Origin of the sequence: Lysinibacillus sp. UBA6686 (genome assembly GCF_002455205.1) — a bacterium.
GTDB classification, from domain to species: domain Bacteria; phylum Bacillota; class Bacilli; order Bacillales_A; family Planococcaceae; genus Lysinibacillus; species Lysinibacillus pakistanensis.
This window is the reverse complement of the sequence record NZ_DKJS01000008.1, coordinates 1-23,836: the sequence shown is the minus strand read 5'-3', so window position 1 is coordinate 23,836 and position 23,836 is coordinate 1. Positions and strand designations below refer to the sequence as shown.

At 36.8% G+C, this 23,836-nt stretch carries 21 protein-coding genes; 4 read left to right on the top strand and 17 right to left on the bottom strand.

Features of this window, described 5'->3' with window-relative positions:
* Positions 1-33 precede the first annotated feature (33 nt).
* On the top strand, positions 34-1,194 hold the full coding sequence (locus B2R82_RS02180; RefSeq protein WP_286923306.1) for a class I SAM-dependent methyltransferase: 1,161 nt from the start codon (positions 34-36) through the stop codon (positions 1,192-1,194).
* 58 nt (positions 1,195-1,252) lie between these two features.
* Here B2R82_RS02180 and B2R82_RS02175 read toward each other — a convergent pair whose 3' ends face one another.
* Together B2R82_RS02175 and B2R82_RS02170 are read right to left on the bottom strand one after the other, a co-directional pair.
* Complete coding sequence (locus B2R82_RS02175; protein ID WP_286923305.1) at positions 1,253-2,572, bottom strand: ABC transporter permease; 1,320 nt, start codon at positions 2,570-2,572, stop codon at positions 1,253-1,255.
* A gap of 1 nt (position 2,573) precedes the next feature.
* Positions 2,574-3,260, bottom strand: coding sequence for an ABC transporter ATP-binding protein (locus tag B2R82_RS02170; RefSeq protein WP_286923304.1), 687 nt, complete (start codon positions 3,258-3,260; stop codon positions 2,574-2,576).
* Between the two features lie 371 nt (positions 3,261-3,631).
* Here B2R82_RS02170 and B2R82_RS02165 point away from each other — a divergent pair, with 371 nt between their 5' ends.
* The 3 genes from B2R82_RS02165 to B2R82_RS02155 all read left to right on the top strand — a co-directional run bounded on the left by B2R82_RS02165 (position 3,632) and on the right by B2R82_RS02155 (position 7,751).
* Positions 3,632-4,252, top strand: coding sequence for a DUF47 domain-containing protein (locus tag B2R82_RS02165; RefSeq protein WP_283869854.1), 621 nt, complete (start codon positions 3,632-3,634; stop codon positions 4,250-4,252).
* 20 nt (positions 4,253-4,272) lie between these two features.
* The gene (locus B2R82_RS02160) at positions 4,273-5,289 is read left to right on the top strand and encodes an inorganic phosphate transporter (protein WP_286923303.1); all 1,017 of its coding nucleotides are present in this window, start codon (positions 4,273-4,275) and stop codon (positions 5,287-5,289) included.
* Between the two features lie 350 nt (positions 5,290-5,639).
* Positions 5,640-7,751, top strand: coding sequence for an MMPL family transporter (locus B2R82_RS02155; RefSeq protein WP_286923302.1), 2,112 nt, complete (start codon positions 5,640-5,642; stop codon positions 7,749-7,751).
* A 44-nt stretch (positions 7,752-7,795) separates the two neighbouring features.
* Here B2R82_RS02155 and B2R82_RS02150 read toward each other — a convergent pair whose 3' ends face one another.
* From B2R82_RS02150 to B2R82_RS02080, 15 genes are all read right to left on the bottom strand, one after another.
* Positions 7,796-8,404 carry an alpha/beta hydrolase gene (locus B2R82_RS02150; protein ID WP_286923301.1) on the bottom strand — a complete coding sequence of 203 codons (609 nt, stop codon included), beginning with the start codon at positions 8,402-8,404 and terminating at the stop codon, positions 7,796-7,798.
* Positions 8,405-8,422: 18 nt separating this feature from the next.
* The gene (locus B2R82_RS02145) at positions 8,423-8,614 is read right to left on the bottom strand and encodes a hypothetical protein (RefSeq protein ID WP_286923300.1); all 192 of its coding nucleotides are present in this window, start codon (positions 8,612-8,614) and stop codon (positions 8,423-8,425) included.
* A 22-nt stretch (positions 8,615-8,636) separates the two neighbouring features.
* Positions 8,637-9,101 (bottom strand): hypothetical protein, encoded by a 465-nt coding sequence (locus B2R82_RS02140; protein ID WP_286923299.1) that lies wholly within the window; start codon positions 9,099-9,101, stop codon positions 8,637-8,639.
* Positions 9,102-9,212: 111 nt separating this feature from the next.
* Entirely contained in the window at positions 9,213-9,833 is a 621-nt protein-coding gene (locus tag B2R82_RS02135; protein WP_286923298.1) for an NUDIX hydrolase, read from the bottom strand.
* Between the two features lie 11 nt (positions 9,834-9,844).
* A complete protein-coding gene (locus B2R82_RS02130) occupies positions 9,845-10,954 on the bottom strand; it encodes an AI-2E family transporter (RefSeq protein WP_286923297.1) in 1,110 nt (369 codons plus the stop codon).
* 186 nt (positions 10,955-11,140) lie between these two features.
* Positions 11,141-12,838, bottom strand: a complete 1,698-nt coding sequence (locus tag B2R82_RS02125; RefSeq protein ID WP_286923296.1) for a M3 family oligoendopeptidase — start codon at positions 12,836-12,838, stop codon at positions 11,141-11,143.
* A 68-nt stretch (positions 12,839-12,906) separates the two neighbouring features.
* Positions 12,907-13,482 (bottom strand): YdcF family protein, encoded by a 576-nt coding sequence (locus B2R82_RS02120; protein WP_286923295.1) that lies wholly within the window; start codon positions 13,480-13,482, stop codon positions 12,907-12,909.
* Between the two features lie 86 nt (positions 13,483-13,568).
* On the bottom strand, positions 13,569-15,311 hold the full coding sequence (locus tag B2R82_RS02115; RefSeq protein ID WP_286923294.1) for a methyl-accepting chemotaxis protein: 1,743 nt from the start codon (positions 15,309-15,311) through the stop codon (positions 13,569-13,571).
* Between the two features lie 331 nt (positions 15,312-15,642).
* Positions 15,643-16,938 carry an arsenic transporter gene (locus tag B2R82_RS02110; protein ID WP_286923293.1) on the bottom strand — a complete coding sequence of 432 codons (1,296 nt, stop codon included), beginning with the start codon at positions 16,936-16,938 and terminating at the stop codon, positions 15,643-15,645.
* 52 nt (positions 16,939-16,990) lie between these two features.
* Positions 16,991-17,710 (bottom strand): YebC/PmpR family DNA-binding transcriptional regulator, encoded by a 720-nt coding sequence (locus tag B2R82_RS02105; protein ID WP_286923292.1) that lies wholly within the window; start codon positions 17,708-17,710, stop codon positions 16,991-16,993.
* A gap of 456 nt (positions 17,711-18,166) precedes the next feature.
* Positions 18,167-18,631, bottom strand: coding sequence for a low molecular weight protein-tyrosine-phosphatase (locus B2R82_RS02100; RefSeq protein ID WP_286923291.1), 465 nt, complete (start codon positions 18,629-18,631; stop codon positions 18,167-18,169).
* 107 nt (positions 18,632-18,738) lie between these two features.
* Positions 18,739-19,347 (bottom strand): lysophospholipid acyltransferase family protein, encoded by a 609-nt coding sequence (locus tag B2R82_RS02095; protein ID WP_286923290.1) that lies wholly within the window; start codon positions 19,345-19,347, stop codon positions 18,739-18,741.
* Between the two features lie 85 nt (positions 19,348-19,432).
* Positions 19,433-21,352, bottom strand: coding sequence for a 3'-5' exonuclease (locus tag B2R82_RS02090; RefSeq protein ID WP_286923289.1), 1,920 nt, complete (start codon positions 21,350-21,352; stop codon positions 19,433-19,435).
* Between the two features lie 94 nt (positions 21,353-21,446).
* On the bottom strand, positions 21,447-22,277 hold the full coding sequence (locus B2R82_RS02085; protein ID WP_286923288.1) for a putative RNA methyltransferase: 831 nt from the start codon (positions 22,275-22,277) through the stop codon (positions 21,447-21,449).
* The gene (locus B2R82_RS02080; RefSeq protein ID WP_286923287.1) at positions 22,278-23,663 is read right to left on the bottom strand and encodes an MATE family efflux transporter; all 1,386 of its coding nucleotides are present in this window, start codon (positions 23,661-23,663) and stop codon (positions 22,278-22,280) included.
* Between the last annotated feature and the right edge of the window lie 173 nt (positions 23,664-23,836).

The following is a 23,836-nucleotide window of genomic DNA, read 5'->3' as shown; positions in this document are numbered from 1 at the left end:
CCATCTATTACTGAATAAAGAAGGCGAAAAAGTATGATATTTGAAGAAATGAAAACTCAACTGACAGAGAGAATTTTACAGCAGCAACTTGTTACAGCGACCATTAGTCAACCACGAATGAAATCAAATGAAGTTAAGCGCATCAAGCTAAAGCCTATTTTGCTTAAGGATGTTTATCATATACAAATTGAGTACCAATTTGAACGTATTTTAAAACATGAAAATGTCCCTCTAGAGGATTTTCCAGTAAGACTTGCATTATTTTTTAATGAATACCGTCAAGCGCATATGGATTTTATAGACGAAAAAGTACAAATTCAACTATCCAAAAAGAATAAAGTACTATGGAAATCAGATAAATCAGCCGCTCCCAAGCAAATTAATTTAGCGCATAATCGCCAAAAAAACTATCTTCTTAGAGAGGATCAACCATATCCATTTTTAATCCGTCTTGGCGTGCAATCAGAAGAAGGAAAAATTAAAAAACAAAAATATGATAAGTTTAAACAAATTAATCGCTTTATTGAATTTATTGATGATGCCCTTGCTTATTTACCAAAGGATCGCCAGGTGCGTATTTTAGATTTTGGCTCTGGAAAATCCTATTTAACTTTTGCGCTTTACCATTATTTGAAAGTTGAAAAGGGTTTAGATATTCGTGTTACAGGCTTAGATTTGAAAAAAGAAGTCATTGAAGAATGTTCCAAAATCGCAAATGATTTAGGTTACGAGCAGCTTGAGTTTTTAGTAGGGGATATTAATGATTATAATAGTGAGTCAAATGTAGATATGGTTGTGACATTACACGCCTGTGATGTTGCCACAGATATGGCTTTAGCACGTGCTGTGAAATGGGGAGCAAGGGTTATTTTAAGCGTTCCTTGCTGTCAGCATGAATTAAATCGCCAATTAAATACACCAGCACTTGACATCATGCTTCAGCATGGACTTGTACGCGAACGATTTGCTGCACTTGCTACGGATGCTATTCGAGCCGAAATTTTATCTCTTGTTGGCTATGAGGCACAATTACTGGAGTTTATCGACATGGAAAACACACCAAAAAACATTCTTATCCGTGCTTATCACACAGGTAAAAAAACGAGCTCCGAACAGCGTGCTCGTTACGATAATTTTTTAGCCTTACTAAATGCCCAGCCATTCTTAGCGAAAGAATTAGAAACATACTTATAATTTTTTATAGTAAACACAGAAAAAAAGGCGGTCCAATATATTTGGACCGCCTTCTCTATTATAGTTCTTGTCGTAACGCTTGGATAACATCGATTTTAGTGGCTTTACGTGCTGGACGATAGCCTGAAATCATAGCCACTCCAATACTGATAGCTGCTGCAATAACAACAAGCTGCCAAGGAATTAAGGAAAATATAATATTGTTATTACTAAAAGCATCTTCACCTGTTGCAGCCTTTAAAATTAACGGTAATGCGGCATTAGCTACGAAGCTTATTGCATATGATATTGCTACTGCAATAACAGTACCCACGAGACCAATGAACGTACTTTCCATTAAAAATAATCGTTGGATAAGCTTAGGACTAGCACCAATGGCCTTTAGCACACCAATTTCACGAGTACGCTCTGTTACGGCCATTGTCATTGTATTGAAAATACCAATTGATGCAATTAATACGGCAATTGTTCCAACAAATATAAGACCAATCTTTAGAACAAGGAAAAATACATTCATTTGATCTAATTGTTCAGTAATAGAATACACGCTATAGCCTTTATCTTTAAGACTATCTAATATAGGCTTCACATTTTCTAACGTATCAGCAAAAATATTAAATTCCGAGAAAAACATTTCATCCTCTTTAACATCTACCGTTGTAGCCAAATTAGATGCTAATACTGGCTTTTGTTCTATGTCCATATAGACAGCGTTATTAATCATCCAATCATAGGAGGGCTCCTTCATCACACCCACAATTGTATAGTTCATTTTCTCTGTCTCTTTAGCTGCACTAAGGTTAGGTGCGAGTGACAATTCGATTTCTTTGCCAATTAAAGATTCCTTATACCCTTCTTCTTTACCATCATAATATGTGCCTTCTACCTCGGCTTCTTTATTTTTTTCTTCAATGATTTTACGCTCAGCATCATTTAATAAGGTTTGAGCAAAATGATAGCCAACAATAATTTCATTTGGTTTTGATGGATACTTCCCTTCTGCAAGCTTGCCATTTACTTGCTCAAAATCCTGCATATTGGCAACATAGAGGTTAGAGCTTGTATCTCGTCCCTCAAAAAATGAGTGTGCAGAGGCATTCACTGTAATTGTTTCAAGTACAGTTTCAACATGCTCGACCCCTTTTATTTCCTGTATTTGTTTATCTGTAAACGGCTCATTATCGAATACTTGAATTTTTGTTACCTTTTCATTTGATAATATATCATTGCGTAATGAATCCTGTAGACCAAATCCTACAGATGCAAGGACAATTAAAAATGCACAGCCCATTGTTGCTGCTAGCACCGTCATAAAGACACGTAATTTATTTTTCTTAATATGTTGTGTAACAAAATCTATCTGATCTTTAAATAACATGTTAAGCCTCCTCCTTAACAAGCTCACCGTCGTACATACGGAAACGTCTATGCGCTATGGTTGCTACTTCTTCGTCATGAGTAATGATGACAAATGTTAAACCAAGCTCACGATTTAAGCTTTGGATAAGCAACAAAATATCTTGCTCAGTTTCCGAATCAAGACTTCCTGTAGGTTCATCTGCCAACAGTATAGGTGGATTAGTGATCAAAGCTCTAGCAATACTTACACGCTGTTGCTGCCCACCAGACAATTCATTTGGATAATGGTCTGATACCTCTGATAAGCCAACCTTGTCCATTATTTTTTTTACCTTTTCCTTTCGCACAGCTTTCCTAGCGCCCTGTAACTTTAAAGGAAGTTCAATATTTTCAAACGCAGATAATCCGGGCATTAATTGAAAGTTTTGAAAAATAAAGCCAAATTGGCTCAAACGAAAAGCTGCACTATCTGCTTCTGTAAGATGAGCTGTTTCCTTTCCATTAATCTTGATAGATCCTTGCTCAGATTTCATGAATCCCGCTAAAACTTGTAATAGGGTTGATTTTCCAGACCCACTTTTGCCAACAATTGCAACAATCTCTCCTTGCTTAACCTCAAAGTTAACTCCTTTCAATACAGGAATTTGTTTTTCCTTGCCCTTTTTTCCGATTAAAAATGTATGTTGTAAGTTCTCGACTTGAATCATTGTCATTAACGCCCCTTTCTCATTCTCTTTCTATTGTAGAAAAAAATTCTTAAAAAAGTTAAAGGATAAAAATGAAGATATTCTTAAGAAAAAGGGCACACTAAATAGAAAGCCGTTCTTTACATTATCTTTACAATTACATTGACGATTGAAAGTTCTTTGTATAATACTGGCTATTATAATCCCCTATTTAAAAGCTCTTTTATTACTATTTTCAGTTTCCAGCTTATATTTTGTGAACATTTTGCATATTACAGGAATGTAAAGTTTTGTGTAGAATGTATGAATTTTATGTAGAAAAATTAAAGATTTTGTTATGATAGTAAAGTTTAGAGGTCGATTAATTTTATATCCAGGAGGATTCGATTTGCATGCTTAACTCAAAAAAACAAGACCCTTTCTTTATTGCCCTGCATAAAATTGCTGAAAATATGAGAGAGGCCGTACATTACGCAAATGATTTTCGTATCAACAGTGTAGCTGACCTGAAAGAGATTAGCATTACTATGAAAAATTACGAAACGGCTGGCGATAAGCTCATTCATGATCTAATCGTCATGCTAAATAAATCATTTATGACACCTATCGAGCGTGAAGACATCTTAGAATTTGCGATTCGTATGGATGATGTATTAGATGGTACGGAGCATTGTATCGCTCATTTTGAAATGTTCTCCCTAACAGAAGTCGATGAATCAATGCGTATCTTCTTAGGATACATCTCAAAAAGTGCTGATGAAATTGTTAAAGCAACAGAAGAGTTAAAGAAAAAGAATCTTATTGGTATGCGTCCACACGCAATTCTAATTAAAGATTATGAGCGTGAATGTGATGAAGTACAACGTTCATCCATCAAACAATTATTTTTAAATGAGAAAGATCCGATTCGAATTATTAAATTTAAAGATATATATGAACAATTAGAAGATATCGCTGATTATTGTCAAAATGTTGCCAACACAATGGAAACAATTATCATGCGTAACGCGTAATTAGGAGATGGGCACTTACAATGAACACAATCATTATACTAACCGTACTGGTCGTCATCTTTGCCCTAACATTTGACTTTATCAACGGCTTCCATGATACAGCAAATGCTATCGCAACTTCGGTTTCCACTAGAGCATTACCACCACGAGCAGCCATTTTAATGGCAGCAACGATGAATTTTATCGGGGCTATTACTTTTGTTGGTGTGGCAAAAGCTCTTACAAAAGACATTGTAGATCCTTTCTCTTTAAATGCCTTTCAAGGAGACACAACAGGCTCAATTGTTATTTTAGCCGCATTAATTTCGGCAATTATCTGGAATTTACTAACATGGTATTTTGGAATTCCTTCTAGTTCATCACACACATTAATCGGTTCCATTGCAGGGGCTGCTGTAGCATCTGCGGGTTTCAACGTTTTAAACTATGGCGGCTTTACTAAAATTATCATGGCATTGGTCTTTTCACCAATCCTTGCTATTTGTGCCGGGTTTCTGATGATGACACTATTTAAACTATTATTTAAAAATTTGAATTTATATCGTACAAATAAAGGATTCCGTACGATGCAAATTTTCACAGCAGCTATTCAATCATTTACACATGGGACAAACGACGCTCAAAAGGCAATGGGAATTATGACCATGGCTTTAATTGCTGGAGGCTTACATACAGGGGATGAAATTCCTTTTTGGGTACGTGCAGCGGCAGCAACTGCTATGGGTCTTGGTACCTCTATAGGCGGTTATAAAATTATTAAAACAGTCGGCGGTAAAATTATGAAGATCCGCCCTGTAAACGGGGTAGCTGCAGACTTAGCATCTGCATCTGTAATTTTTGGCGCTACTTTAATCCATCTACCAGTATCAACAACTCACGTAATTTCTTCCTCAATTATGGGGGTAGGCTCTGCACAACGTGTACGAGGTGTTAACTGGGGAATGGCTCGTAAAATAGTCACTACTTGGATTATTACAATGCCAATTTCTGCAGTAATGGCTGCTGTTATTTACTTATTATTATCTTTATTCTTTTAAATTACATCTAAGACTCCTGTTCATTGGTGGACAGGAGTCTCTTGTTGTTGGTATAGCCCTTTTTCAAAACGAGAAGTCTATCTCCGTTCCGACTAACTGCTTTCTTCACTCATGTTGCCGCCCACTGGAAGCTTTGCTCCGTGCGAAAGCGAAGCGTCAGCAATAAAGCGAGTAGCTCGGAACGAGATTCACCTTCATGTTGACTAAATACTCACAAAGGTATCATTGACCATTTTGATTTTCAACACTTTAAGACTCCTGTTCATTAGTGGACAGGAGTCTTAACATTGTCACACGACAAAATGAGACACATCCTTTACACTATTTGAAAAGGGGGATGCTACACAACTATGAAAATTTTTTCAGCTTTTATAACAGCACATGCAAAAGCCATTGTAGCTATTTGGCTTGTGATTTTTATTGCTATGGCCGTTTTTGCCATACAATTGCCAAGTAAGTTGCAAGGAGATGGCTTTTTTGTGGAAGGAGATCATACCTATGTCACAAAAGAGCTAGCCAAAAATTTTGATTTGCCTTCAGATACAATTTTGGTTGTTTTCGATCCAGCTAAAGATAAGGAAATTCAAGATACTTTAAAGAAGTTGGATACCATCAAGGCAATCCACTCCATTCAGTCACCACTTGATGATGCCTCTTTACAAAAGAACGGCATTGCCTATGCTATGGTTCATCTGAAAAATAATATTGATAATCAAACTGATATTGTAGAGGATATTCGTTCTTTGATTGAAAAAGACGGTGTTACTATAACAGGTGGACCCGTTATTTCTGCAGACATTAATACAGCCAGTCAAAAAGATTTAGCGTCCGCAGAAGCAATAGGCTTGCCAATTGCAATTATAGTCCTCTTACTTGCTTTTGGGACTGTTGTAGCCTCTATACTACCAATTATTATTGGTGTTGTCACAGTTGTCACTGCATTTGGCGTTATGACATTGCTTAGCGGTAATGTTAACTTATCTATTTTTGTATTAAATATAGTACCTATGCTTGGACTAGCTTTAAGTATCGATTTTGCTCTATTGTTTATTAACCGTTATCGTGAGGAACGGGCTCATACATCCATCCCTGAGGCCATACAAATCGCTATACAAACCGCTGGAAGATCTATTATTTTTTCAGCCGTATGTGTGATGATTGGTTTGGGTGCGATGATAGTCATAGACGTTGAAATTTTCCATAACATTGCATTAGGTGGAACGATTGTGGTATTACTGGCAGTTCTTTCTGGCCTTACGCTACTACCTGCTACGATGATGCTCCTAGGAGATCGCTTAAATAAATGGCGTTTAATACGTGTAAAGCCCGGTGGAGCTAATCGATGGCGTGGCTTTGCAGGCTTTGTTATGAAGTATCCAGTAACGATTGTTATTGCAGCATTATTCCTATTAGGTATTGGTATGATTCCATTGAAGGATATTGAACTTAAAATACCTCAAGTGGACTCATTACCGACTAAATATGATGCACGTACAGCCTATGATAAATTAGATGACACATTTGGGCTTGGTGAAACCTCGACATTATACTTGCTCGCTGATCGAAAGGAAGGATGGGAGAATCATGAGGCGAGAGAGCTTATTTATACGATTCAGGAAAAGCTACTTGCTGATCCATTAGTAACGAATGTGTCAACGATTTATACGGCTGCTAACATCAACACACCTGAGGAACTGAATGCTTCCTTGGAAATTCCACAGGTAGCAGAGCAATTACAGCCCGTTTTAAGTACGTTTACTAAAGATACTCAGCTATTTATCCCAATTACATTAGATGCGGCCGGTTCTTCATCTACTGCGCAAAAATTTGCTCGAAAATGGAAAGATAAGGATTTAGGCGTTGATTTTGCACTCGGTGGGCAGGCAAAATTCAATCAAGAAATCTTCGATGAAATTGCCAATAAAATTGTATTGGCTATTTCTATTATTCTTATTTCAACATTTTTTATTTTAATGCTCGCTTTCAGATCCGTATTAATTCCACTAAAAGCGATTATTATGAATATTATTGGTCTTTCTTCTGCCTTCGGAATACTCGTCTATATTTTCCAATATGGACATTTTGGTATCGATGCAGGTTCAATTGTCCTGATTATTCCAGTTATTGTTTTCTGTCTGGTGTTTGGCTTAAGTATGGATTATGAAGTCTTCTTAATTTCACGTATTCAAGAGGAATATTTAAAAGGCGTAGATAATACACGTGCCACAATTGATGGACTTACTTCTACTAGTCGTATTATTACATCTGCAGCACTTATTATGATTGTTATTACAGGTGCCTTTGCCTTTACGGATGTAATGCCTGTTAAACAAATTGGTGTAGGTATAGCCATTGCCGTTGCAATTGATGCGACCATTATCCGTCTTATGCTTGTACCTAGTCTCATGAAGCTGTTCGGTGACTGGAACTGGTGGCTACCCTTTGCTAAAAAAAATAAGTAAGATCAAAAAATCCGCTTCCTTTGTAGGGCTGCGGATTTTTCCTTTTATGCATAAATATTGTTATACCATTCTTTTGCTGCTACTACTTCAGGCATAGTCAGCTGGTGACCAAAATTAAACCATTTAGTTGTCACATTTGCGCCTGCTGAAGTTAAAAGTGCCCCTAAATCCTCTGATTCCTGTGCAGTACACATCGGATCATTTGTACCAGCACCGATAAAGACAGGAATAGATGAAAGTTTCGGAAGTTCTATGCCTCTTCTTGGTACCATCGGATGATGAAGAATAGCACCTGCTAAAGCATTCTCATAATGGAATAATAGGCTTGCAGCAATATTTGCACCATTTGAATAGCCAATAGCTACAACTTGTTTGCGGTCAAATTCATGCTGCTGTGCTGCCTCTGATAAAAAGTCATATAATTCCTTTGTACGGAAGATTAAATCCTCCATATCAAAAACACCCTCCGCTAAACGACGAAAGAAGCGTGGCATGCCATTCTCTAACACATTCCCACGAACGCTTAAAATGCTTGCAGTTTCATCAATTTCCCTTGCAAGACCAATTAGGCTTTCCTCATTTCCACCTGTACCATGTAGTAACAACAATACTGGCTTTGTTTCATCTGTTCCTTTATAAAAAACGTGCTGCATAAACAGTCCACCTTCCAATTATCTTGAATTCGAGATAATTGTAGCCTGTGGTAAAATTAAATTCAAGCTCTTTGACTTATTTATTTCACGATTTTCACTATTTGGCTGTTTCTCGTGGTCTTTGTAAAATTTAGTAATCGTGAAAACTGAAAATAAACACGCTGCAACAACAACTACAATTACTATTCCCACTAATTTTTTCCCATTCATTGACCCTGTTCCCCCGAACTACTTATTTCTTATTCCGAAAACCTTCTTCTAGTAAATATTCTTTCGCAGCATCATACGTACCAAAAGCTTCTTCTAAATTTTCTCCATGATAAACATTCCAAGAACGCTGCTCAAAGGCTAATGTTAATTGTACATTATCTCTACTTTGCCATATCTCAACAATCGGCTCTTGTTCATCCTCTTCCTCTGATAAATATTGAATAGCATCTTCAATAATTTCATGAAGTCGTTGCTCATCATAATCACGTATATTCACTAAGCCTTTATCATTCGCCTCTTCCTCATAACGCAATAAATCTCCAACATAGACAAATCCGTTGCCATTTGGATGAAGCTTTTCTACAACAATGGTCTTTTCATACAGGCTGTCCATAAAATGATAATTTAAGCGCTTTAAAGAAATTTCCTTCTTAGTAAGCTCAGAAAATGATTCGATGATACCTTGTTTTTGTTCAAATGTTAGCATATAAAATGCTCCTTTTCTATACAATCTTCCTACAGTATAACTTATTTTTTCTGTTATAACGAAGCGAAATAGGACAAGCACTATTAATGAATAGCTCTTGTCCTATTTTACTTATGTTGTTTTAAACATCTTGTCTTTTACAAACTGAATCACATGTGCTACATATAGTTCTCGATATGGAACAAACTGTGCAGCACTAACTGGACGCACAATTTTTGCTCGTTGACCGTCAGGGAAGTATTCATAGCCTTCAATATTAAGAGTGGCTGTTTTTCCTAAAAAGAAGGCCTCTGCCTCATTTAAATCGGCTCTCACAACCCCTGACACTTCCTCATATTGAAGATCAAAAGAATCCCAATCATGTTTGAATGGATATATGTAAACATGGCAAAATTCATTGTCGATCATATTTTCTGAAACTATACTACAGGATGTCATGCCCATTTTTACGACATCATCCACATTGATAGCAAGACCCAGCTCTTCCTTTACTTCACGAATTCCTGATTCAACTGTCTCAACGGCTAATAAATGCCCTGCTGCTGTTATATCCAGCAAGCCTGGGTAGTCTTTTTTCTGTGCACTACGGATTTGAAAATAGATATAATTCTCATTGACAAGCCAACAGTGGAATGTTTCATGCCACAGCCCTTTCTCATGTACCTCAGCTCTCGTTGCTGTTCCAATTTGTTCATGCTGCTCATTAAAAACCTTCACAATTTCTTGTTCCATTTTTTCGACTCCTATACTGACTTCGTAGCCCTTTTCTTAATTGCGTTACGTTGATCATAAATATTGGATACGATAACCTTTAATACGGCATAAAATGGCACAGCAATAATAATTCCGATAAAGCCCGCAATATTACCTGCTGCTAAAATTATCGTAATAACTGTTAATGGATGTATATCTAGTGTTTTTCCCATAACATTTGGTGTTATAAAGTTACTATCAATTTGCTGCGCAACAAGTGTTACAACTGATACCCATATTACAAGAACTGGATCCTGTATTACTGCAACAATTAAAGCTGGTGTAAAGGCAATCCAAGGTCCAATAAACGGAATCATATTCATAAAGAAAGCGAATATGACAAGGAGCAATGAATACTCTAAACCAATAATTAAATACCCAACGTACATAATAAGCGCTAATAAAAAGCTAATTTGCAGCTGTCCTTGAATATAGCTACGTAGAACATCATCAATTTCACTTAATGTTTTTTTAATCCATTCACGACGTTCACCACTGAAATATTTATAAATCGAAGGCGCAAATTTTTCGTGATCCTTCAACATAAAAATAAAGAAGAATGGAATTAAAATAGCCAATAAGGAGACAGACACTATAGATTGTAAAAAGGAGACAAGCCCTTTACTTGCCACTACCGCAATATCCTGTACGGAGTTTGCCATTTTATCAATAATATCTTTCAACTGTGTTGGGAAGTTATCCTTATTTTGCAACAGATAGTCCGTTGCATCTTGAATACTTGTGCTAATACTTGCACTTATATTCGCACTAATCATAGGTGCATTCTTTACTAATTTATTGACCTGCTCTGCAATCGGATTTCCTACAATCCATCCAAAGATGCCTGCAATAGCAATTAACCCTATAATAATTGTTAATATACTTGCCCACCGCGGGAATTTACGTTTTTCCAAAAATCGCTGAATTGGCTCTGTCACATAGTATAAAACACCACCAAGTAATAGAGGCACAAAAATCGCTTTTAATAGGATAACTAGCGGTGAAAAAATCCAATGAATCTCCACAAAATATTTAATGATTAGTAGTGTTAATAATATCCCTACGCCTACTTGAAACCAAACTTTTCTTGTCACTCTCATTCACTTCCTTTTTTCACAGTTACTGAAAATACTACTGATATATTAACCATTTCGCAAGTATCCTAGTATTGATTGTTAAAATAAAATTTACTATACATACATTCACAACTAAAAAATTCGCACACTTTCACAAGTATTTACACAGTGAAAGTGTCACGAATTTAAATAATCAAGTGTGTATAAGATTTATAGTGCCGTGTCGTCTACTGAATTTAGGTACGCCTTGATTTCACCAATAACTGATTCGACACAGCCATCCTCAAATGGTGATATTAAGCCAGCCTCTTTTACAAGCTTTGTAAAGGACATAGAACCACCTAAGCCGCATAAATGTAAATAGTCCTTCCACGCTTCCTCAAACTCTTCTCTTGAGCGCTTCCAGAACTGGAAGGCACAAATTTGTGCTAGCGTGTAATCAATATAATAGAACGGGCTTGCATAAATATGACCCTGTCGTTGCCAAATTCCTCCTGCTTCAAGGTAATTATTATGATCATAGTCACGATGTGGTAAATACGTTTCCTCAATTTTCTTCCATGCTGACTTGCGCTCAGCAGGTGTCATTGTTGGATTTTCGTATATTACATGTTGGAACTCGTCTACCGCAACACCATATGGTAAGAATAATAGACCACTACTTAAATGTGTAAATTTATATTTCTCTGTGTCCTCTTTAAAGAACAGCTCCATCCAAGGCCATGTGAAGAATTCCATACTCATTGAGTGAATTTCACAAGATTCAAATGTTGGCCATAAGTATTCTGGAATACCGATGTCACGACTTGAATACACTTGGAAGGCATGTCCAGCTTCATGTGTTAATACATCTATATCACCTGAAGTACCATTAAAGTTTGAGAAGATAAATGGTGAATGATAGTTTTCGATAAATGTACAATACCCACCGCTTTCTTTCCCTTTCTTCGCGACTAGGTCCATTAATTCATGATCAATCATGAAATTGAAGAATTCACCCGTTTCTTGTGATAATTCCTCATACATTTTTTTACCGTTCTCTACAATCCAAGCTGGATCACCCTTTGGAGTTGCATTTCCTGATAAGAAGTTTAATGCTTCATCATAGAATTTAAAATCAGAAATACCAATTCGCTTTGCCTGACGCTCATACAGCTCAGAAGCAACTGGTACAATTAAATCGCGAACCTGATCGCGGAATTTCTTCACCATATCTGCATTATAATCAATGCGGTTCATGCGAACATAGCCTAGCTCCACATAATTTTTATAGCCTAGTTTAACGGCAATTTCATGACGTACCTTTACAAGCTCATCATAGAGTCGATCAAATTCTTCTTCATGCTCAGCAAAAAAGCCAAAGCGTGCTTCTGTTGCTGATTTACGTATTTCACGATCAGTGGACTCTGCAAATGGTCCAAGCTGAGCAAGTGTTAATGTTTCCCCATTAAAATCAATTTGTGCGGAGGCTACTAGTTTATTATATTCTGATACAAGCTTGTTCTCCTTTTGCATTAAATCAATGACTATTGGTGAAAAGCCTTTAATTTGATAAGTTGCTAAATCAAATAGCTGCTGACCCCATTTATTCTCTAATTGTTCACGAAATGGAGAAGCTATCAATGCTTTATAATATTCTGTAGTTACCTCTTCTAGCTCGGGACCCACCTCATCGAAATAATCACGCTCTGCTTGATAAAATTCATCATTTGTATCAATTGATGCACGTATATACACTAAATTCGCCATTGTAGCATAATCATTACTTAAAGCGTTGAGTTGCTGAATGATGCTACTTTGATCGTCCATCGTCTGCGCACGTTTAAATTGCTCAATTAAAGATAATTGCTGCTCTTTCATTTCTTCAATATTTGGTCGACGGTATTCATAGTCTTTAAACGTTTTCATAGAAGTCCCCTCTTTCATACACCGTTATATTTCTATTATATGCCAAATATCTAGTATTAAGAAACAATTTAATAGCCAATTATATATGTTTTTAATAATGCTGCTCTTTCACGTAGCCTTAACTTTGCTTCTACTGATTTTGGTGTTTTGGCCGCCACCACATCTACCTCTAGATCCAATGTTTCAGCTAAATATTTTGCTCGCTTTAAATGAAAATCATTGGAGACAATCGTAACATGCTTCGTTTCCTTCGGTAGTAGTTCCTTTGAAAATAGTAAATTTTCATAGGTTGATGTAGATCGATCTTCTGCTATTATTCTGCTAGCTTCGATGCCATTGTTTAGTAAATATTCAAGCATAACTGAAGCCTCAGTCTGATCTTCATCCGGCCCTTGTCCGCCAGAAACAATTACTTGGACATGAGGGTATTTCTTTAGATACCTCACAGCCTCTTCCAATCTATTTTTCAATGAAAGCGATGGAATGCCCCCTGGTTTTACCTTTGCACCTAGCACAATCATATACGCAGCTTTTCCGTTTGCAGCTGGCTGAACGCCTTCCTTCATCTCTTTACCTAGCCAAATATACATGCCAATACATATGACAATGCTTAATAAGCCTAGTCTCATCACCCATTTTTTCATGATAATTTCCTCCCCTACCTTTTATTAACGTTTAGGAAAGAAAAAAAGATGCTTGTCCGGTGCTACGGTACAAACATCCTGTTCAATTATCTTAATATAAAGCGTCTAATTGATTCCTGTAATGCTGTTATTTCGTCTGTTAAATCATTAGAAGATTCACTAACCAATTGAATCGCACGCTGTTGTTCATCCACTGAGGCTGTTACCTCCTCTGATGCAGCGGCATTTTTCTCACTTATCAAGGCAATACTTTCAATAGAGTGCATAATGTGATTCTTCGAGCTATTCAAATACGCTACGCCCTCAGTCATATCCCCAATGACTGCAATTATTTTCTCTACCGCTAATTCAATTTCCTTGAAGGAGGACTCAGTAATAGCCACAGAGTCATTTTGCTGATGAACGATGACATTTGTTTTCTTCATCTCGTCGTTTACTAAATTGGTTTCGCTTTCAATTCCCTTTAAAGTTGTTCGAACTAGTTCAGTTGCAACAGATGTTTGGTCAGCAAGCTTTCTTACCTCCTCAGCCACAACTGCAAATCCCTTACCATGTTCACCAGCTCTAGCTGCCTCAATGGATGCATTTAATGCAAGAAGATTTGTTTGATCCGAAATCTCCGTAATCGTACCGACAATTCCTTCAATTTCTCTTACTTTCTCAATTAAACTACTGAATACTGATTGTACAGTGTAAATTAATGCTGAAGATTCTTGTGATTTCTCTTTTAATCTATTTAAGTTGACAAGTCCTTCCTGATTGGATTGTTTCATATGTTGGGAGGCGTCAAATATTAATTCATTCTTATCATGCAGTACTTCAATCTGCTGCGCAAAATTAATAGCCGTTCGATTTGTATCCTCAGAATCCGAAGCTTGCTTTACAGCCCCTTTTGAAACCTCATTAATTGCTTTTACTATTTCATCCCCATAAGCATTTGTTTCCTCAGCGACAGATGTTAAATTTGATGATGTTGATTGAATCTCTACAATGGCTTCCTCTACATCCGTAATTAACGTTTTTAATTGATCGACCATTTCATTGAAGCCTTCATTTAACTGCCCAATTTCATCTGAGCGTTGTAAATCTTCAATTTCTACTGTTAGATTCCCTTTAGCTACTTCACGCACACGCTTAGATAGCTTTTGAACAGGTACGGCTAAATGTCTAGAAACCATTATGACAACTGTAGTTCCAATAATGGCGGCCCCCAATAATGTTATGCCAATAACAAATAATAATGAATGAGCTTCCTTATTAAAGTCTTGCATATATGTACCTGATGCTATGATCCATCCCCAATTAGGATCCTTAGCAGAATAAATAATTTTATCGGCTAATACATCTTGACCAGGTAGCTCGAATTCATACTCCGTAAAACCTCCTCCCGCAAGTGCTTTTTCTGTTACTTCACGAATAAAATAATTACCGCTGCTATCCTGATCCTCCCATAGATTATCCCCTTCTCTAGTTGGATGAGTTGTTAATGTCCCCTTATCATCTAAGACATAAATATAGCCGTACTCTCCTAAATCTCCAGGATAATTAATTGGCCGCTTTCCCTCACTATCCTTTGGCCCGAGAAATGCCTCACGCACTCGCTCCTGAGCCACCTCCAAAGGGATGTCTCCTTTTTCTACACTTTCATTTGCGAGCTCAATTAATTGCAAAGCAGATTCAACACTATTTTTAATAACTTGTTCCCCAATATCCTCCATACCATTTTTAGCTTTACCATAGCTAACTAAACCTATAATTAAACTAGGTATTATTAATAATGCTAGTGAAATGATAATCAGTTTCCCCTGTATCGAACGTAAAAACTTCATGCTTTGACCCCCTTTTTTTCTCGCTCATCAGATGTATTATTATATATTATGTTATGGTTTGAAAATTTTCACAATGGGTAAAACGCATTTATGCACGAATTATTTGATTATTTACACAAATATGCTTATATTCATACTTTTATGCTAATAAAGAAACTATCTTTCCACAGGGGAAGTCCCCATTGAAAGATAGTTTTTTGACTTTTATGCTAATTTACATGTATTGATTGCTTCTCTATTACTTCCTTCGTTCCGTGTTAATGCTAGTAAATTCGTTTGATCGGCATTTCTTACTCATTGTGCTAGCCTTTTAATTATTTCGACTGCATTTCTATGATATTAGGGTTATCCACGCAACTAAAGCTAGTAAAGTAGCGAAAAGGGTGGGGATTGTTAGAATTATACCTATTTTCATATATTGCATCCAGCTTATTTGAATATCCTTCTGCGCCAATATATGAAGCCATAATAATGTTGCAAGTGAGCCAATCGGTGTCATTTTTGGACCTAAATTGGAGCCAATGACATTTGCATAAATTAGCCCTTCTTTTATAATCCCTGTAGCATTTGTATCTGCAATAGCTAACGCATCAATCATGACAGTAGGTAAGTTATTCATGATAGCTGACAATACCGCTGCAACAAACCCCATCGTAATTGTCGAGACAACTAACCCCTGTTGAATAGCATGCTCTAATAAATCTGCAAGCAACCCCGTCATCCCTACATTTTTCAAGCCGTAAACCACCACATACATCCCAATAGAAAAGAACACGATATTCCATGGTGCTCCTTTTACAACTCGCTTTGTATCGACCGTATCACTTTTGCGCGCAAGCCAGAAAAAGATTGCCGCTACACCACATAGAATAAAAGATACTGGAATTGCTAAAAGCTCACTCGTAAAGAAACCAATTAATAGAATAGCTATTACATACCACGAAAGTGAAAATAATTTTTGATCACGAATTGCCAGTTTCGGGTTTTCAACTGCCTCTAGAGAATAGGCTTTAGGAATTGAACGATGAAAAACAATATAAAGTACAACAATGCTTATCAATAAAGAAATGATATTGGGCAGAAACATATGTAAGGCATACTCCATAAACCCTATATCAAAATAATCTGCTGACACAATGTTTGTTAAATTACTAATGACTAAGGGTAATGAAGTCGTGTCTGCTATAAAGCCACTCGCAATAATAAATGGGAAAATCATTTTTTCAGTTAAATGGAGCTTACGAACCATAGCTAAAACAATCGGGGTTAGTATCAATGCTGCTCCATCATTCGCAAATAAAGCTGCAACAATGGCTCCAAGACAGGCAATATAAATAAATAATCGAATACCACTGCCCTTAGCAAGTCGTGCCATATGTAGAGCTGCCCACTCGAAAAAACCGATTTCATCTAAAATAAGAGAGATTAAAATAATGCCGATAAATGATAAAGTGGCATTCCAAACTATCCCTGTAACCTCTAAAACATCATGCCAAGTAACAATCTTTAGTGCCAATGCTAACAGAGCTCCTATACAGGCAGACCAACCTATAGATAATTGGCGTGGCTGGACTATAACAAAAAATAACGTTATTAAAAATAAAACAATTGCTAAAACCGTTTGCACAAGTCTCCCCCTAATTAAAAACCAGTAGCGTTTATGCTACTGGTTTTCTTAATTATTCACCTAAATCTGCATTATGGAAAACATTTTGTACGTCTTCTAAATCCTCTAATGCATCAATTAATTTTTCAAATTTCACTATATCGTCACCCGTTAATGCTACTTCTGTTTGTGGAAGCATGGACAGCTCTGCCACAGTGAATTCCTGTACACCAGCAGCTTTTAAAGCTTCTTGTGTAGCAAAGAATTGATCTGGCTCTGCATAAATAATAACTGTATCCTCTTCTTCTAGAATATCACGTGCATCAAGATCCGCTTCCATTAAAATTTCAAGAACTTCATCTGCTGACTTGCCCTCTAAACCGATTACGGCCGTAGAATCAAACATGTAAGCAACTGACCCACTTACACCCATATTCCCATTATTTTTACCAAATGCTGCACGTACATCAGAAGCAGTACGATTAACATTATTAGTTAAAGCATCAACGATAATCATTGTACCTGCTGGTCCGAATCCTTCATAACGTAATTCATCATAGCTTTCATCGCCAGCGCCTTTTGCTTTTTCAATTGCTTTTTCAATAATATGCTTAGGAACACTATATGTTTTTGCTCGTTCAAGAACAACTTTAAGCGCACGGTTTGATTCAGGATCTGGTTCCCCCGATTTAGCTGCCACATAAATTTCACGTCCAAATTTTGCATAAATGCGACTCGTACTTTGGTCTTTAGACGCTTTCTTTTCTTTAATATTGTTCCATTTACGACCCATTGTTTCCACTCTCTTTCAACATGTAAGTTTATCAAAATCATAGATGTGAAATTACACATCTGTATATGGTAAATCAATTATGCCTAGGCATAATTGCGTCTGGAATCGGCTTTGTGCTACACAAAGAATTCCTTTTCGATTCCGTGACATCCGCCGGAGGCTTTAGGCCAACAAGATGTTGGTCACCCAGTCGTTGCCACAGGACGTGGCGTTCTTAGACTGAGTTCCTCTATTTCAGCGGGTGTTTGGACACCCTCTAAAAAGTAAATAAAATTCGTATTCATCTCACCACCTATAGAGGTGGGAAACTTCTGCTGAAAGAAGTTAAATACTTATCGTATCTTTACTCTGCAAATAATAACACAAAATACGCTTGCAAAGCTAGGTGTACCAATGTTTAACACTAAAAATAAAGTATGAAATTTTGCGTTATTAAGGCGCCTGACCATCAATTTCCTACAGTTTTTGTTCTCCTTTGATTTTTTCTAGTAAAGCATAGCAGCCCTCTAAAACTAAATCATATGTTTCTTGAAAATCCCCTGTATAGTATGGATCAGGTACATCTTTTTGATGGATCGTTAAATCTAAAAAACGAAAAATCTTTGACGAATCCGGATTGCCTAGCATTGCTCGAATATTTCGTATATTACTTTCATCCATACCAATAATGTAATCAAATTTTTCAAAGTCTGTCTTGTGCAATTGGCGTCCTTGCATTCCTTTTATGGAGATGCCGTATTCTTTAAGCTTCTCTTGAGTTCCTTTGTGAGGAGGTTCACCAATATGCCAAGAACTTGTAGCGGCTGAATCCACTGCTATTTTATGAGTCAAGCTCTCTTTCTCAATCAAATTACGCATAACTGCTTCCGCCATTGGGGAGCGACAAATATTCCCCAAACATACAAAAAGTACATGAATCATTTTCCATATCCTCCTACAACAAAGCACCCAAAATCAAACGTGATTCTGAGTGCTCTTTTAATTGAATATACTAACGTTCAGTAAATCTTCTCAAAATAACATTGACTTTATTTTTTCACAACTGCAATGCGCTGTTCTAATTCCTCTGTTAAAGACATTAGTTCATGCTCTAATCGATGTGTGAATTCATCGCGTCCTTCTTTGCCTTTCCCCGTAACATAAAAGGGTTCACCATAAATTAGATAACCTTTTCCACGTTTAAAAACATCACCAACATTACGCGCACCCACGTATGCGGCTGGTACGATTTGTGCTTTGGACAGTTGTGCTATTGTAATAGCACCCTGCTTTAAATCTGTACCTTCTGCACTTCTAGTACCTGAAGGAAATATACCAACAATTTTCCCCTCCTTCAATAATTGAGAGGGAATTTTAATAACACTAGGACCAGGATTATCGCGGTCAACTGGGAAAGCATTTAAACGTTTAATAAGCCAGCCAAGTCCCTTCATTTCAAATAATTGCTTTTTAGCCATAAAATGAATTTCTTTAGGATACATCGCAACCCCTAAATTTAAAATATCAACATAGCCTGTATGGGTACATGCAATAATATACCCACCTTCTTCTGGTAAGTTTTCTTCCCCATATACCCGAGCCTTTGAGCCCATTAATTTTAAAAACACTTTGACAACATTTGCTGCTAATTTATACACTGTTTCATTCCTACCTTATTTCAATAGTTATCCCCATTGTAATCGAAAAGACCAGTATACTGCAATTGCATAAGTCCATTCAACGCTATCCGCTATAGCTATCTTTATTATCTATCTTTCTTCTTGTCAAAACAATTTCATCAAAGTATTGTGTATAGGCAGAATCACCTGAATAAGATAAACATAAATATTGCTTTGCACGTGTCATACCAATATAAAGACGTGAAGCTTCCTGTTCTAAATCTTCCTCTAGATACCAAGGTGTATTATCAAGATTCACAATAAATACTACTTGAAAATCCAAGCCTTTACTGCTATCAATTGTACTAATTTTGACCGATTCTTCATTGCGCTCAAAGGCACGTTTGCTGTCAGCCGATTCCGCAATCCAATAATACGGAATATTTAATTCTCGTAGCTTTTGTTGTAAAATGGCTACATAATCCTGTCCCTTACTCTTTCGTACCCTGTATAAAATAAGGATTTCATGATATGGGATTTTCTTTTCTACATGCAATTTCCGAATTTGTAATGCTACAATTTGAGCCTCTTCAAAGAAATTATTACGTCGAATTATGGCTGGTTCTTCTCCTTTACGTCTTGTACTTTGCGGAGCAATAATTTCGCCCTCTATCTCCTTTGACACAACCTTATTTTTTAGTATGGAGAAATGTTGATAAAAATCCCAGGCAAACTTCACAATTTGGGCTGTATTACGATAATTAATACTTAATACCCTTGATCGACCTTGGAAGTTTAAACCCGTATCTTGAATATAAGAGCGCGCTCGTTTATAAATTGATTGAGCACGATCCTCAACTAAGAGTAGTGACATGGTATTTGGATTTAGTAAATTTGCCACTAGTTTAAACCATTGACTCTCAAAATCTTGCCCCTCATCAATCATAATAGCATCGTATTTTGGTAATATAGCTTCGCCCTTTTCTAACTTTTCTAGTAAAAGTGGTATTCTTTCCTCAGAGATTTTTAAATCCTGTCTTAAAAATGCATGAAAATTGCGGACTTGTATTTGATGAGATTTCTCTTGGTAGCCATCTATTCCCTGTGAAAAATCAAAATCAAACAAACTATCAGGGGTGTACATCATATGAAAAATCATTTGCTCTATTGCCTTAGCGAGAGAAATATTGTAGCACAAAATTAAAATTTTCCAATCAGGATGCTGCTTAGCTAAAATCTTGGCTCTAGCTGCCAAAATTAAAGTTTTACCACTCCCAGCCACTCCACGGATTAGTCGATTTTTATCACCTATCTGCTTAGCTAATTTTTCCTGATGTAAATCCATTGTTTTGATATCATGCAATGACAGCAATAACTGATCTTGATAAGGGACAGGTGCTTTAAATTCCGCACTTATTCTAACCTCTGGGAATAGGTGATAGCGTATTCTATTGATATCCTCTGGAGATAGAGGTTCCTTTAATCGGAATGGCATGCTGAACATATTCATAATTTTTTCAAAGAGATTTTCCTCTGAAAAGCCTTCATAGTCTGGATCAATTTCATCTCTAGTTAAACAAAAATTGGGCTCTACTATACTATAAAGATCATGTTCAATAAAATCACTTTGTGTCATTCTTGTAAATACCGCACCTGCTCCACAGGGGAATTTAAGTTTAAATTGATATTTACCTTCCAATTGCACAAGACCTTTATCCTTTTTAAGTGCATCACATAGATGGAACATATAGTCTTTTGCTTGCTTATATGGACTTTTAACCGTTGTTTGATTTCCTTTAGCAGAACGAATCATCCAAGTATCCTGATTGACATGCAATAAGGTGTGCTTAGTATAATCCTTCACCTCAAGTACAATTAACCCTAAATCAGGACCTAAAATAACAAAATCCGGCCTTCTTCCTAAAATTTCAGGCTCATAGTAAACAATATAATCATCAGGCAAATATTCCTTTAATGTTCGAAAAAGTAAGCGTTCACCAATTGTTGCAGTGGAACGTATTGTTTCCGGCATGGTCATTGCCATACGCACACCTCCATCTCTATTACCTCACTTACTTCTTCTCCAGAAACGACAAAACTCCTGTTTTTTTCACAGGAGTTTCCAAATTTCTTCAAAGTTATACACGGCCCACTAATATATCAACATCAATTGTAATTTCATTTAAACGGATAGCAGCGCCTTCTTTTTTATGCCACCCCATTGGCGTCATTTCAAGCAATGCGGGGATTAGTTCAGTAGCAAATGGTGTCGTATAGGTGATGCGCTTCACACTTACTTCCATAAAGCTTTCTTTAAAACGAGCAACTATTTGGTCATTTGAATAGGACTCCTTGTCCGAATCCGCATATAATTGTGCTCGAAGCTCATGCAAATACCTACTTTGAGGGACAACCTTTACTACACAACCACCTGGAGTTAGTAAACGTTTAAATTCTTCGTAATTTGCGGGTGATAGCACATTTAAAATGGCATCAAAGCTCGATTTTGCAAATGGACTTTTCGCCAAATCACCCACACACCAAATCTGCTCTGGATAATGTCTAGATGCAGCAAGTATTCCTTCCTTCGCAATATCAATCCCCACACCAATGCCTTTTTTCTCAGCCATTATACGGGCTAAATGTGAGCCCTCCCCACAGCCAGTATCAAGCACGGTTTGTGCAGGAGCAATTAGTTCTATAATTTTATCTTCAATTTCATCATAAATGCCACTATCAATAACCGTCTTACGAGACTCAAAGAGCTCCTTGCTATATTTTGAAGCAGCTCCATGTGTCAGCATATTAATGTAGCCTTGCTTGGCAATATCAAAAGAATGATTGGCTGAACATACCATTCTCCCTTGCTCCTGTATCGTCATGGATTCCTGACAAATTGGACAGGCAAAAAGTGATAGATTATTATTCATTAAAGCCGCTCCAGCAGCTCGTTTAGAAAGTGCCCCCATTCAATGTTCCTCCTTTTGTTCTGTCGGCGAAACAAGCGCATAACGCTCCCATTTACGACTTTTCCATCTAAAGTATACGATAATCGCTCTCATCCATTCATCTGCTGATATCGCTAGCCAAATACCTACTAGACCCCAATCTAAAACAAAGACGAATAAATACCCCAAAGGAAGACTCATACAAACCATTGATAAAAAGCCAATCTTCACAGGAAATCTAGCATCACCAGAGGCACGTAATGAGTTAATAACCACAATATTCATTGTACGTCCCGTCTCAAGCAAAATACTTAATGCTAATACAGAGGCACCAATAGCAATAATCTCTGTATTATCCGTAAAAACATGCATTAATGGCTTACGGAAGATTGTCACAATCGCCACCATTGCAAATGTAAATACAAAGGCTGCACGTACACTTTTCCAAAGCTGTTGATAGGCCTGATCCTTATTGCCAGCTCCAACATAACGGCCAATAATAATGGCTGTTCCTGTACCAATTGCAATGGCAAATAAATACGTAAACATTGAAATATTCATTGCATATTGTCTCGCTGCCAATGTCTCAGCCCCTAAATATGTTGCATAGTATAGGAAAACTATCTGACAGAATTGATAAAGCACCTGCTCAAATGCAGAAGGCAAACCGATGTTTAATATTTTTCGAATATAGTCCTTTGAATACTCAAAATAATATTCTAGCTTCACTCTTACCTCCATCACCTGATACAGCAGCCAGAAAAATACTAGAACTGCTAATCCACGGCTGATAACAGAAGATATAGCTGCTCCCTTTACACCTAGCTCAGGTAATCCTAAGTTACCAAAGATTAAACCGTAATTTAAAATAACGTGCAGCACATTCATTCCTAGTGATACATACATTGTTTGTTTCGTCCAACCATGCACGCGAATTATTGCTGCTAATGCATTGATAATTGCCTGTAAAAAAATAAAGCTTCCTATAATGACTAAATAGCTTTGGGCATATTTAAGTACTTCTCCCTGTAAGTTCATCATTGTCATTAGATGACTTGCGAAGAAGAAAAAAAGCACACTCATAATGATTCCTACAACCATGTTCATCGTAACTGCCAAAGCTGATATCTTCGCAGCTTCAAAAAAGCGCCTTGAGCCTAAATATTGAGATACAACAATCGATGCACCGTTACCAACTACTTCAAGTATTAAAATCGCAATATGAATATATTGATTGGCTGCACCAACCCCAGATACAGCATTATCAGATAAAGCACTTAGCATAAAAGTATCAGCAAGGCCCATTAACATAAATAAAAATACTTCTAAGAAAATCGGCCAAGTTAAATGAAATAAACTTAACTTGTTTGTGTCTTTACTATCACTTTCTCTTACTGTAGTTGCCAATACATTTCACTTCTCCTATTTCCATTAAAATAAATAGTATCTTATCATAGATTTCGTGACTGTAAAGAATTTTCTAGTGTAATAAAAAGTAAAACAGCCTATCCACTTAAAAACCCCTTTCACCACATCATGTGAAAGGGGTTCCTGTTGTTGAAATACTATTATGTCAATGA

Coding starts and splice junctions, on each gene's coding strand:
- B2R82_RS02135 (WP_286923298.1), bottom strand. CDS start 9,833: ATGGAACAAGAAATTGTGAAGGTTTTTAATGAGCAGCATGAACAAATT.
- B2R82_RS02140 (WP_286923299.1), bottom strand. CDS start 9,101: ATGCTAACATTTGAACAAAAACAAGGTATCATCGAATCATTTTCTGAG.
- B2R82_RS02150 (WP_286923301.1), bottom strand. CDS start 8,404: ATGCAGCACGTTTTTTATAAAGGAACAGATGAAACAAAGCCAGTATTG.
- B2R82_RS02155 (WP_286923302.1), top strand. CDS start 5,640: ATGAAAATTTTTTCAGCTTTTATAACAGCACATGCAAAAGCCATTGTA.
- B2R82_RS02100 (WP_286923291.1), bottom strand. CDS start 18,631: ATGATTCATGTACTTTTTGTATGTTTGGGGAATATTTGTCGCTCCCCA.
- B2R82_RS02105 (WP_286923292.1), bottom strand. CDS start 17,710: ATGGGTCGTAAATGGAACAATATTAAAGAAAAGAAAGCGTCTAAAGAC.
- B2R82_RS02145 (WP_286923300.1), bottom strand. CDS start 8,614: ATGAATGGGAAAAAATTAGTGGGAATAGTAATTGTAGTTGTTGTTGCA.
- B2R82_RS02090 (WP_286923289.1), bottom strand. CDS start 21,352: ATGGCAATGACCATGCCGGAAACAATACGTTCCACTGCAACAATTGGT.
- B2R82_RS02130 (WP_286923297.1), bottom strand. CDS start 10,954: ATGAGAGTGACAAGAAAAGTTTGGTTTCAAGTAGGCGTAGGGATATTA.
- B2R82_RS02180 (WP_286923306.1), top strand. CDS start 34: ATGATATTTGAAGAAATGAAAACTCAACTGACAGAGAGAATTTTACAG.
- B2R82_RS02160 (WP_286923303.1), top strand. CDS start 4,273: ATGAACACAATCATTATACTAACCGTACTGGTCGTCATCTTTGCCCTA.
- B2R82_RS02115 (WP_286923294.1), bottom strand. CDS start 15,311: ATGAAGTTTTTACGTTCGATACAGGGGAAACTGATTATCATTTCACTA.
- B2R82_RS02175 (WP_286923305.1), bottom strand. CDS start 2,572: ATGTTATTTAAAGATCAGATAGATTTTGTTACACAACATATTAAGAAA.
- B2R82_RS02170 (WP_286923304.1), bottom strand. CDS start 3,260: ATGATTCAAGTCGAGAACTTACAACATACATTTTTAATCGGAAAAAAG.
- B2R82_RS02120 (WP_286923295.1), bottom strand. CDS start 13,482: ATGAAAAAATGGGTGATGAGACTAGGCTTATTAAGCATTGTCATATGT.
- B2R82_RS02125 (WP_286923296.1), bottom strand. CDS start 12,838: ATGAAAACGTTTAAAGACTATGAATACCGTCGACCAAATATTGAAGAA.
- B2R82_RS02085 (WP_286923288.1), bottom strand. CDS start 22,277: ATGGGGGCACTTTCTAAACGAGCTGCTGGAGCGGCTTTAATGAATAAT.
- B2R82_RS02165 (WP_283869854.1), top strand. CDS start 3,632: ATGCTTAACTCAAAAAAACAAGACCCTTTCTTTATTGCCCTGCATAAA.